The organism is Lysinibacillus sp. PWR01, assembly GCF_043359455.1.
Classification (GTDB): domain Bacteria; phylum Bacillota; class Bacilli; order Bacillales_A; family Planococcaceae; genus Lysinibacillus; species Lysinibacillus fusiformis_F.
Window position 1 is genome coordinate 15,225 of sequence record NZ_JBHERJ010000032.1, and the last position, 12,290, is coordinate 27,514.

At 38.4% G+C, this 12,290-nt stretch carries 9 protein-coding genes and 6 tRNA genes; 1 reads left to right on the forward strand and 14 read right to left on the reverse strand.

The annotated features are described in order from the left end of the window. Positions 1-496: 496 nt before the first annotated feature. The 14 genes from glmS to ACEVFT_RS04390 form a co-directional block, all read right to left on the reverse strand. The gene (glmS, locus tag ACEVFT_RS04325) at positions 497-2,299 is read right to left on the reverse strand and encodes a glutamine--fructose-6-phosphate transaminase (isomerizing) (protein ID WP_393948295.1); all 1,803 of its coding nucleotides are present in this window, start codon (positions 2,297-2,299) and stop codon (positions 497-499) included. 633 nt (positions 2,300-2,932) lie between these two features. Further along, complete coding sequence (locus ACEVFT_RS04330) at positions 2,933-3,448, reverse strand: type 1 glutamine amidotransferase domain-containing protein (RefSeq protein WP_393948296.1); 516 nt, start codon at positions 3,446-3,448, stop codon at positions 2,933-2,935. A gap of 125 nt (positions 3,449-3,573) precedes the next feature. Further along, positions 3,574-4,926, reverse strand: a complete 1,353-nt coding sequence (gene glmM, locus ACEVFT_RS04335; RefSeq protein ID WP_393948299.1) for a phosphoglucosamine mutase — start codon at positions 4,924-4,926, stop codon at positions 3,574-3,576. A 224-nt stretch (positions 4,927-5,150) separates the two neighbouring features. Next, the gene (locus tag ACEVFT_RS04340; RefSeq protein ID WP_342442009.1) at positions 5,151-6,227 is read right to left on the reverse strand and encodes a CdaR family protein; all 1,077 of its coding nucleotides are present in this window, start codon (positions 6,225-6,227) and stop codon (positions 5,151-5,153) included. After that, positions 6,220-7,056, reverse strand: a complete 837-nt coding sequence (gene cdaA, locus ACEVFT_RS04345; protein ID WP_016995289.1) for a diadenylate cyclase CdaA — start codon at positions 7,054-7,056, stop codon at positions 6,220-6,222. The genes ACEVFT_RS04340 and cdaA overlap by 8 nt, the downstream gene beginning before the upstream one ends. A gap of 149 nt (positions 7,057-7,205) precedes the next feature. Continuing rightward, entirely contained in the window at positions 7,206-7,832 is a 627-nt protein-coding gene (locus tag ACEVFT_RS04350; RefSeq protein WP_342442010.1) for an anti-sigma factor family protein, read from the reverse strand. A gap of 13 nt (positions 7,833-7,845) precedes the next feature. After that, entirely contained in the window at positions 7,846-8,409 is a 564-nt protein-coding gene (gene sigW, locus ACEVFT_RS04355; protein ID WP_004225410.1) for an RNA polymerase sigma factor SigW, read from the reverse strand. Positions 8,410-8,542: 133 nt separating this feature from the next. Next, positions 8,543-9,448 carry an arginase gene (gene rocF / locus ACEVFT_RS04360; protein ID WP_205446147.1) on the reverse strand — a complete coding sequence of 302 codons (906 nt, stop codon included), beginning with the start codon at positions 9,446-9,448 and terminating at the stop codon, positions 8,543-8,545. Between the two features lie 185 nt (positions 9,449-9,633). After that, a tRNA-Lys gene (locus ACEVFT_RS04365) sits at positions 9,634-9,706 on the reverse strand. A gap of 13 nt (positions 9,707-9,719) precedes the next feature. Further along, positions 9,720-9,794 (reverse strand) — tRNA-Gln (locus ACEVFT_RS04370). 14 nt (positions 9,795-9,808) lie between these two features. Next, a tRNA-Tyr gene (locus ACEVFT_RS04375) sits at positions 9,809-9,892 on the reverse strand. Between the two features lie 18 nt (positions 9,893-9,910). Beyond that, positions 9,911-9,986: transfer RNA gene (locus tag ACEVFT_RS04380), tRNA-Val, on the reverse strand. Between the two features lie 55 nt (positions 9,987-10,041). Continuing rightward, positions 10,042-10,116: transfer RNA gene (locus ACEVFT_RS04385), tRNA-Glu, on the reverse strand. 113 nt (positions 10,117-10,229) lie between these two features. After that, a tRNA-Asn gene (locus ACEVFT_RS04390) sits at positions 10,230-10,306 on the reverse strand. Positions 10,307-10,577: 271 nt separating this feature from the next. Between ACEVFT_RS04390 and mbcS the strand changes: the two genes are divergently transcribed. Then, complete coding sequence (mbcS, locus tag ACEVFT_RS04395) at positions 10,578-12,164, forward strand: acyl-CoA synthetase MbcS (RefSeq protein WP_333719978.1); 1,587 nt, start codon at positions 10,578-10,580, stop codon at positions 12,162-12,164. The last annotated feature ends 126 nt before the right edge of the window (positions 12,165-12,290 follow it).

Sequence of the window (12,290 nt, forward strand, 5' to 3'; positions counted from 1 at the left end):
ACTCATTTTTAAATCGTAAACCACCTATACAAATTTATATATTAGTTGATACATCCTTACTCAAATATCCTGCGCCGTTAGTTCAAGAAAAGGAAAAGAGATGCTATCCCACACACGCCCAATTATGATGCAGTTCAACCAAATCCGTCGGTAATAAATATGTTAATTTTTAGTTTCTATTATTATGCATAATAAAATTTAAAAAATATGTATATATTTTTCGACCCAAAATAAAAAATCTTAAAAAAATACAAACCCTGATACAGAAACACACTGTATCAGGGTTTGTTTTTAATGTTACACCATTTTATTTACATACGATAATATGGTTATTAGTTGTAACGAGATTAGCTATAAACACTCATAGATACTGTTTAAGTATTCAGTATACAACTTTTTTGTCCAGTATAAAACTTTATTGTAAAGTATACAACTTTTTTGTCTAGTATACATCTTTATTGTAACTCAACATCACGTAATTCTTCATATTCTTTTCTTACTCAACAGTCACCGATTTAGCTAGGTTACGTGGTTTATCCACGTCACAGCGGCGATGTAGTGCAGCATAGTAGCTAATTAATTGTAAAGGTACTACTGAGACAAGTGGTGTTAGTAATTCGTGAACATGTGGAATGACTAAACGATCACCATCTTCATCAATGCCAGCCATCGCGATAATACATGGATAGGCACCACGAGCTGCTACTTCTTTGACATTACCACGGATATTTAACCCTACTGATGCTTGTGTAACAAGCGCAAACACTGGTGTACCTTCTTCGATTAAGGCAATTGTTCCGTGCTTCAGTTCTCCACCAGCAAAGCCCTCTGCTTGGATGTAAGAGATTTCTTTCAGTTTTAAGGCACCTTCAAGGCTAACATAGAAGTCCATATTACGGCCAATGAAGAATGCATTGCGTGCGATTTTTAAGTAATCTTCCGCAATGTCTTCTAACACATCTTTTGAATCGATAATTGTTTGGATGCCATTAGCGGCAATCGCAAGCTCTTGTTTTAAATCAAATTCTAAGCCTTTGCCATTTGCCTTTGCCGTTACATAGGCTGCTAATGCAAGTACTGCTACTTGTGCAACATAGGCTTTTGTAGAAGCTACTGCAATCTCTGGACCTGCGTGTAATAACAATGTATGATCTGCTTCACGTGATAGCGTAGAGCCAGGTACATTTGTAATCGTTAATGTTGGATAGCCAAGCTCTTTAATTTTTACAAGTACTTGACGACTATCTGCTGTTTCACCCGATTGTGTAATGAAGATAAATAATGGTCTTTCTGAAAGTAATGGTATGTTGTAGCCGAATTCACTAGAAATATGAACTTCTACTGGGATACCCGCCATTTTTTCGAAATATTGTTTACCGATGAGACCGGCATGATAGCTTGTGCCCGCCGCAATAATATATAAACGATCTGCTGCTCGTAATGCTTCTAAAATCTCCGCATCGATTGTTAAATCGCCATTGTCCCCTTCATATGCCTGAATGATTTTACGAATAACTGTAGGCTGTTCATCCATTTCTTTTAACATATAGTGAGGATATGTCCCTTTTTCAATATCACTCATATCAAGCTCCGCCGTATAAGGCGCACGCTCTACTACAGTACCATCTAATTTTGTAATTTCCACACTTGCTTTGTGTACGATAACAACTTCTTTATCGTGAAGCTCTACGTATTGGTCTGTTACCTGTAGCATCGCCATTGCATCTGACGCAACAACATTGAAACCTTCTCCAATCCCTACTAGAAGTGGTGATTTGTTTTTTGCTACAAAGATTGTATCTGCCGCTTCTGCATCTAATAGTGCCAGTGCATAAGAGCCATGTAATAGTGACAGCGTTTTACGGAAAGCGTCTGCTGTGCTTAGACCATCTTTCACAAATAACTCTACTAATTGCACAATAACCTCTGTATCTGTATCAGATTTCATTGGAATGCCTTTTAAATAGGTTTTTTGCAATAAATGATAGTTTTCAATAACCCCATTATGCACAAGTGTAAAGCGTCCTGATGCACTTTGATGTGGGTGAGCATTTAAACGGTTTGGCACACCATGTGTTGCCCAACGTGTATGACCGATACCAATTTTCGCTGCAATGTCTTCGTCTACTGCCTCACGTAAATCTGCAATACGCCCTTTTTCTTTGAAAACCGTTACGCCTTCCTCATTACGCACTGCAATACCCGCTGAGTCATAACCACGGTATTCAAGCTTTTCTAAACCTTTTAATAAAATTTCCTTTGCATCTGATTCACCAATATATCCTACAATTCCACACATAATTCTCGTCCTCCGATATTGTCAATTTAACGCAATGACAAACTAGGCCTCATCCTATCGAATTTTTTTGAATGGACAAGCGATGCTATATTTTTATAAAAAAATAAAGCACTCCTATACATGCAAGCTACTCACTCCACTCAGCCAACTGAATAGAGATTTTCGATATGTGAAGCTTCTTCTATTTATCTATTGCTTTTACTATACCTTCTCCATTTTCTGTACATTCAATCACTCAAATGCTTTCAAAATGAAAAATGACAATCGGGTATGTCGATTGGGAGGCATCCGCCGAATTTTCGATAAACCTCCACCTCGTCTGCTGAAGATCTTTTCGTCCGATTTCTTCAGCTCAGGCGCTATAATTGTTTTCCGATTTTGCGCTTTCTTCCCTCCTTAGGCGCTCGTTAAAGGATAAGGTCGGACCTCATCTTCAACTTCTCCATCATACTCAATCATATGCTATCCGTCAAATTTTCGTTATAAAAAACACCTAGTCCCAATGCTTTTTCGTGACAAATATGTAGACAAAGTTATACTCATGTACTTTGATTAGCTTTGTACAGCTATATAATGTTATTCAATAGATCATACAAAAAAGACACAAGCAATTACGATGCTTGTGCCTATCCTTTATTTACTGTCTAATAATTTAACGATTTCTCTATTAAATGCTGGAAGATCGTCTGGCGTTCTACTTGTTACAAGTTGCTTTTGACAGACAAATACTTCTTCATCATGGAAGATTGCCCCTGCATTTTCTAAATCTACTTGAATGGATTTATAGCCTGTGGCATCACGGCCATTTAATGTCTTTGCTGTAATAAGAAGTTGTGGTCCATGACAAATGGCAAAGGTAGGCTTCATTTCATCCATAAAGGACTTTGCAAATGCTACTACACGATCATCCGCACGTAATAGATCAGGAGAAAAACCACCAGGAATAAATAGCGCATCGTAATCAGTAGCTTGTACTTCATCAATGCCTTTATCAATTTTCACTGACTCTCCATGCTTGCCCTTAACTTCCTTGCCCGCTTCCGTATCAATTGTTACTAGCTGATGTCCAGCTGCTTCTAAAGCCTTTTTAGGGCTTGTAAACTCAATGTCCTCAAACATATCTGTTATAACTGTAGCAATTTTAGCCATATCAATAAAACACTCCTTGTTATTGTGACTCCTAATTACTGTTCCCCATCTCGCTTATTTAAAACATTCTTTTCAAACAAGTAAAACCCAATTTCCTATTTACGGAAATCGGGTCTTCTATATTGTTATTCTGTTAAGCCCATTTCTGCACGTACAACATCCGCAATACGCTCGACAAAATGCTCACAATCTGCTTCTGTTGCCGCTTCGACCATAACACGTACCAATGGCTCTGTACCTGAAGGACGTACTAAAACGCGACCATTTCCTGCCATTTCAGCTTCCACCTCTGAAATAACCGCAGCGACTTTCGCATTATCAGTTACAGCATGCTTATCTGTTACACGAACATTGACAAGACGCTGAGGGTAGATTTTCATTTCAGCTGCAAGTTCTGAAAGCTTTTTACCCGTCGCTTTCATAATGTTGACAAGCTGAATACCTGTCAGTAAGCCATCACCTGTTGTATTAAAATCTAGGAAGACGATATGCCCTGATTGCTCGCCACCTAAATTGTATTCATTGGCACGCATTTCTTCCACAACATAACGATCACCTACAGCTGTTTGTACACTTTGCATCCCGTTGTCAGCCACAGCTTTATAGAAGCCCATATTGCTCATTACTGTTGAAACAATCGTTTGCTTCTTCAATCGTCCTACAGCATTTAAATGCTTACCAATGATAAACATAATTTGGTCACCATCAACAATTTTCCCGTTTTCATCTACAGCAATTAAACGGTCACCATCGCCATCAAATGCTAAACCAACATCTGCATCTTTTTCGGTAACAAATTTAGCTAGTCCTTCTGGATGTGTTGAGCCTACACCAGCATTTATATTTAAGCCTGTTGGAGAAGCGCCCATTGTAGAAATGTCAGCTTCTAAATCAGCAAATAAATGTGTAGCTAATGATGAAGTTGCACCATGTGCACAATCAAGCGCTACATGAATACCATCAAATTCTTCATCCACTGTTTGCTTTAAGTATTGAATATATTTTTGACCACCTTCGAAATAGTCACTTACAGATCCTAAATCTGCTCCTATCGGACGTGGTAATGTGTCCTCTTGCGCATCAATTAACTCTTCAATTTCCGCTTCCTGGGCATCTGTTAGCTTAAAGCCATCAGGACCGAAAAATTTAATACCATTATCAGCAACTGGGTTATGTGAAGCTGAAATCATGACGCCTGCATCTGCGCTCATAATTCGAGTAAGATATGCCACACCTGGTGTTGAAATAATACCAAGACGCATTACCTCTACCCCAATTGATAAAAGTCCAGCCACAAGTGCACCTTCAAGCATCTCACCTGAAATACGTGTGTCACGACCAATTAAAACCTTTGGACGTTCAGTTGCATCCTTTGTTAAAACATAGCCACCTATACGTCCAAGTTTAAATGCAAATTCTGGTGTTAATTCACTATTCGCGACGCCACGGACGCCATCTGTTCCAAAATATTTACCCATTCTACTTATTCTCTCCTTCAATGCAAGACCGTGCCTAATGAGTTTCTATCAAGCATTAGACACTTGTCCGCTTACTTTTGGAAAAGTCTGCTTTTATACATTCATTGGTAATTATTAATATTCCACTCTGTCAGTTTGTTTGATGAATCCTGAATTACTACTCAAGACAAACCTGGATTGGATTTTTGATTTAGAATCAAAATAAAATTATAGTCACATATTGTTTAAGAATCAATATCTTCCGATTCTTCGGTTGATGTATTTTTATCAGTTGTAGTGCTCTCATCTGTCACATCAGGTTCTTCAGTAGGAGGTGGCGTTTCCTCTGTAGAAGCTGGTGTTTTCTGTTGTTCTTCTTGCTCAACCTTTGTAATATCTGCATTCACTTTTATTTTCTTGTCAGATATTTTTGTCACACCATCTGGTAATTTTACATCAAATTCATAAGTTTTGGACTCAGTAATTTTTGACAGGTCCACTGTTATTGGAATAGCCGTTAAACTGTCAATAATTGATTTCCTACCATACACTTTAATCATTTTCGGTGTAAATGTTAATGAATTGATGATAATGTCTTCCGCCGCTTGCCCTGTTTCCTTGAGGACAACTGGGATCTCTCGACTGTACTCCCCTATATCTACTTGAACCTTCACAGTTGCAGGGTCAATAGTCACATCTAACTTATTTAAATCTCGATCTAATACTTTTACCGCTGCTTCCTGCGAGAATGATTGCTTTAAGCCTTGCTCCCCTGTAACAGTTGCTTTTACATAGCTAATGCTTTCAATAGCACTTTTTGCACCCGTTACATAAACAGTTGGTGGATTGGCTGTCATATCTTTTAATATATAACCTTCTTCGATTAGACGGTTGTTCATTTCAGGGTCCACTCGGAACTCCTGCGTGACCTTTTCCTCAATATTTACATGAACGGTTGCAGGGTCTAATGTAACCTTTAACTTGTTTGAAATATTTTCGTATTGCAGTTTGACATCATGCTCTCCTAGCAATAAATTGCTTAAATCGGCAAATATAGAAAAATCCTTAGCCCCTTTTGCTTTTAACACCAATGCCATCGGACCTTCTATCGTTACATCCACGGTTTCAGGTAAACCTGTCACAATAAGATTCTCATTATCATAATAAACATCTACTGGAACATCGCGAATGACATCCGTTTGTTCATTTGAGGTAGCTTTATTTAACGGTGATAACTCGGTACGAACTGAGAAAAAAAGCAAAAATGCCAAAAATAGCGCGATGATTCTTAATACCCAAGGGCTATCCATCATTTTATCCATTCTTTTTCCCCCTCCAAGTCAACTTAGAGGATGCATTTGATTCTTGTGCTGATCCGAACCACATTTTTCGTAATAATGTTTCGAACTCCTCTAGAGAAAGATTTCGATGGAGATTACCATTTAATGTTATGCTAATTGCACCTGTTTCTTCTGATACAACAATTGTAATAGCATCTGTGACTTCACTTAAGCCAAGAGCAGCACGGTGGCGTGTCCCTAACTCTTTTGAAATAAATGGGCTTTCAGATAAAGGTAAATAACAAGCTGCTGCCGTCACTTTATCTTTTTGCATAATAACCGCCCCATCATGTAGCGGCGTATTTGGTATAAAAATATTTATCAGTAATTCTGATGAAATTTCAGCATTTAGCCCTATACCCGTTTCAATATATTCATTAAGACCTGTTTCTTTTTCAATGGAAATTAACGCACCTATTCGACGTTTGGCCATATAACTAACAGATTTCTTCATAGCCTCAATAAGCCTTGTTTGTTCTTCTTCTTCTTGACTAGATGAGCGTTGGAATAGCTTTCCTCGCCCAATTTGTTCTAAACCACGTCTGATTTCCGGTTGGAAAATGATAATAATCGCTAGGAAACCAAACTCAATAACTTGTTGAAGCATCCAGCCAAGTGTTTGTAACCCTAAAAGGTCTGTTGCAATTCGCGCAATAATAATGACGAATATTCCCTTAAGTAATTGGACAGCCTTCGTACCTTTAATGAGGGTTAAGACTTTATAAACAACGTACCAAACGAGCAGTACATCAATGAAGTTAATAACAATATTCACAGGCGTTAAATCTGTGAAATGTTCGATAATTTGCACGTGGCATCCCCCACTTTTCATTACGAATCCATACACATTCAAGTATATCACATTCTTAACAAATGTAACTTTTTTCAAATAAAAAGTCTACTCAGAAGAGTAGACCTTTCAGCCTCTCACGTGCACTATTTTTTAGGACGTATAGAGTGTTATTTAGTTTCTTCTTTTTCCTCAAATGTCATGGCTGTCTTTACAGAATTTTTAATCGTATACCATAACCATTCAAATACTTCGTCAATTTCTTCAATTCTCCCTGAGACTACCGCTGAAGATGCCATATATTGCCCGTTAATCACTGTGACGTTGCCATCAACTTCACCTTCAACAATCAAATCGCCATTTTTCACAACAATATCGCCTTTCACCACTTCTCCTTCAGGGACAATCACCGTTTGACCATCAACAACTAAATTAGGTTGCTTGGTCACTGAGAAATGCTGGTCATCCATGAAGCTACCCAATAATGTAGCACTCATAAATAAGCAAAATACTGCTGCTGCCACAAAGAACGGATGCCGGCGAATCCATTTTTGTATACCTACTCGACTTTTTGGTTTTGGTAAACGAGCCATCACTGCTGCTTCAAAATCCGGAGGCGCTGTAATATGGGAAGCACTCTTCACAAAGGCGATTGTTTCACTCAATTCTTGCATCAACTGTTTACAATCATTACATGTATGCAAGTGTTGTTTCAACTCTTGCTCATGCTCACGACTAATGTCACCGTCTAAATAATCATGCATATAGTCTATCATATGCTCTGGACAAGTATTCATGACGCTCCCCCTCCTACAGATTGTTTAATTGCTTACGTAATGCCTCACGTCCGCGGTGAATCCTCGTTTTCACCGTTCCAAGCGGCATATCTAAAATCTCGCTAATCTCTTGTAACGATAACTCTTCTATATATTTCAATACTATAACCGAACGGTATTTATCCGGCAATCGTCCAATTTCATATTGAATGCGATCTTGCAGCTCCATTTGTTCTAACTGCTCCTCTGGTAGCTGGTCGTCTGCTGCGATTTGCGAATACATATCAAGACCTTCTGTACCAGCTACTTCTGCATCTAAATAATAATCCGGTTTCTTTTTTCGAATACGGTCAATGCAGAGGTTTGTCGCTATGCGATAAAGCCACGTCGAAAACTTTCTTTTCTGATCAAATGTATGCAAGTTCATATAAGCACGTACAAAAGCTTCTTGAGCAATGTCTTCAGACTCTTGTTTGTTGCCTAACATTCGATAGCATACTTGGTACAGTTTGTGCTGATAGAGACTCACAATATCGGCAAATGCGTTTTGATCGCCTTTAAGCACTTGTTTTATTCTCTTATTTACTAACGCATCCATTGTGTTAACTTCTCCACCTTTACAACTGTCTTATACTATACGACGCACCGATAAGAAAAGTTTCGTTTTATTTCAATTATAGCAAAAGATTTTTATGCAATGTGGCAACAGGCAATTTTTTGTCAAATTTTCTTTAAACTAGTGTTTCCCCAAATAAAGATCCCATTAATGCAACAGCTACATTTGCTGTCGTATTCTTTTCATCTAAAATAGGATTTACTTCTACAAATTCTGCTGAAGTTACCATCCCTGATTCTTGTAACATTTCCATTGCTAAATGGCTTTCTCGGTACGTAATCCCTCCTGGAACTGGTGTACCAACTCCTGGCGTATAAAGTGGATCTAGTCCGTCTAGATCAAGTGATAAGTGTAAGCCATCAACATTTCGTTCCTTTAAATAAGTAAGTGCATCTTCCATCACACGTGTCATGCCAAGTCGGTCAATCTCATGCATTGTATATACTTTAATTCCTTGTTGACGAATCAATTCACGCTCTCCAGGGTCTACTGAACGAGCTCCAATAATAATAACGTTTTCTGGCTTAATTTTTGGCGCAAAGTTGCGAATTTGGACTAAACGCTCATGTCCTAGCCCAATACTAACTGCTAACGGCATTCCATGTATATTGCCTGAAGGTGTTGTTTCAGGTGTATTTAAATCTGCATGGGCGTCATACCAGATAACACCAAGATTTTTGTAATGCTCACCTAATCCAGCTAATGTTCCAATAGCAATACTATGATCTCCCCCAAATACGAGTGGGAACTTTTTCTGTTCTACTACTTCATGCACACTATTTGCTAAAGCAGTGCTAACGTCTACAACTTCCTCTAAATTAAGTAACTTTTCATCAACTGCTGCGTCTGCAAGCTTTTGACTAACACGAATATCCCCTTGATCTTGTACCTCGTGTCCGATAGCTTCTAAACGTTCAACAACACCTGCATAGCGAATAGCACTTGGTCCCATATCTACGCCACGGCGTGTTTGTCCATAATCTGTTGGTACTCCAATAATAGAAATATTAAGTTTATTCATGTTTTTATACCCCCTAAAAGTTATAAGACTATTGTAAAGCCTACATACCACTTGGCTCAACTCGACAAAAAGTTGCATATTTATTCAATTATAAATAGCATAAAAAAATCTCCTACTGTTTTCAGTAAGAGATTAGTTATCTGTAGTTAATATAACACTTTTGAATAATTTTTATTCTAAAAAAGTGAGCCATGAAGGACTCGAACCTTCGACCCTCTGATTAAAAGTCAGATGCTCTACCAACTGAGCTAATGGCTCATAAAAGAAAAAATGGCTGGGGTACTAGGATTCGAACCTAGGCATGACGGAATCAAAATCCGTTGCCTTACCGCTTGGCTATACCCCAATCATTTATAAAACTGGTGGAGGGGGACGGATTCGAACCGCCGAACCCTAAGGAGCGGATTTACAGTCCGCCGCGTTTAGCCACTTCGCTACCCCTCCGAAATAACACAATAAGAATGGTGGAGGATGACGGGCTCGAACCGCCGACCCTCTGCTTGTAAGGCAGATGCTCTCCCAGCTGAGCTAATCCTCCATAGAGACAGGTGTTATATCACAGTTTATTTTCTTTATAAAGCCTATGTTTTAAATGGTGACCCCTACGGGATTCGAACCCGTGTTACCGCCGTGAAAGGGCGGTGTCTTAACCACTTGACCAAGGGGCCATTATTATGTCTTAAACAAGACAAGAATTATAATAACATTTTTAATTCATAATTGCAATACTTTTTTCATAAATTATTTTATGTATTATAGTACTTAAAATAGGGCAAAAAAATGGCTCCGAAGGCAGGACTCGAACCTGCGACAACCTGATTAACAGTCAGGTGCTACTACCAACTGAGCTACTTCGGAACAATGCTATTCACTTTGGTTTTAGACAACCTCTTAAGTACATTTATTATTATAGCAAGCATTATAAATAATGCAAGTCATTTTGTGATAATTTTTATATTTTTTTGTCGAAGTTTGCCTATATATCCATCTGAGAGCATAAATAGTTCTCTATTAAATCTAATATTTCTCTTTAACGTATTAAATATTGTTGCTGTATATTATTGTAATTGTTAAAATAAAAATAGTTTTAAGAATTTTCTATCAAATTTCCTAGGGGAGGAATGTTCGGATGGTATCAAACGATTTAATTGCACCTGAATTTTATAACATCACAGAGGAATTAGAAAAATTTTCGCAAGATAGTGATCGCCAAGCAATACGCTGGTTAAATACACAACAAGAGAGACGTACAGTTTCTTATGTGGAGCTCATTCAAAAAATGAATCAATACGCAAATGCTTTTACGGAGAAGGGGCTTCAAAAAGGCGATCGTGTATTAGTTATTATTCCTCGACTACCGGAAGCCTATTTCGTTTTTCTAGGCTGTTTAAAGGCTGGCATTGTACCTATCTCATGTTCAGAGATGCTACGTGCAAGCGATTTAGAATATCGGATGGAGCATTCTTCTGCTAGTGCAGTGATTGCCTATGAGGCATTTACTAGCGAAGTTGACCAAATTACTTCTTCTGTAGATACATTAAAAAATAAACTAGTCATCGGTGCTGCAAAAGGAGATTGGACTTCTCTAGATGACTTGGCAAGCACGCAGCCAGCTACATTTACAGCTGTAGCTACTAAACGAGATGATATGGCATTCCTTTCCTATACCTCTGGTACAACTGGTAAACCTAAAGGTGTTGTTCATTCACATGGTTGGGGGTATGCACATATTAGAACAGCGGCTTCAAAATGGCTTTGTGTACGTGAAGGCGATCTAGTGTGGGCAACAGCTGCTCCGGGTTGGCAAAAATGGATTTGGAGTCCTTTTTTATCAACAATCATGCTCGGTGCTACAGCATTCGTCTACCATGGGGGATTCGATGCAAAAACCTATCTTCAATTAATGCAAGATGAAAAAGTAAATGTCCTTTGTTGCACACCGACTGAATACAGAATTATGGCGAAAATCGATAATTTACAAGTCTATAATCTATCATCTCTCCGTAGTGCCGTTTCTGCTGGTGAACCTTTAAATCGCCCAGTGATCGAAACGTTTATGAATCATTTTGGACTCAAAGTACGTGATGGCTATGGACAGACAGAAAACACATTATTAATCGGTACACTCGAAAACACAGAATTACGTCCTGGATCCATGGGTGTTCCAACTCCAGGTAATATTGTACGTATTATCGACAATGAAGGTAACGAAGCACCAGTTGGCGAGGTTGGAGATATTGCAGTTCACAAATCCTCACCAGCTTTATTTAAAGAATATTATAAAGAACCAGAACGCACACAAGCTGCATTCCGTGGTGATTGGTATATTACAGGTGATCAAGCAAAATGTGATGAAGACGGTTACTTCTGGTTTGAAGGTCGTGGAGATGACATTATTATTTCATCCGGTTATACGATCGGACCATTTGAAGTAGAAGATGCGTTAAACAAACATGAAGCTGTACAAGAGTGTGCAGTAGTAGCTGCTCCAGATGAAATTAGAGGGCATATTGTGAAGGCATTTGTTATCTTACGAGAGGGCTTCAAAGAGCGTGATGAAGAAGAATTAACAAAGGAGCTACAGGAGCATGTTAAAGCGTTAACTGCACCTTATAAATACCCTCGTAGTATCGTCTTTATTGAGGAATTACCAAAAACGACATCAGGGAAAATTCGCCGTATCGAACTACGAGCTACGCCAGTTCAAACAAGTTAAATATCAAAAATAAGAAGGCACTCCATTGAGGATGCCTTCTTGTTTTATGCGTTTATAATTATTTATTAACAAAATCAGCTTAAATAAAAAAAAGCCACTACTGAGTGTATCAGTAGCGACTTTTTG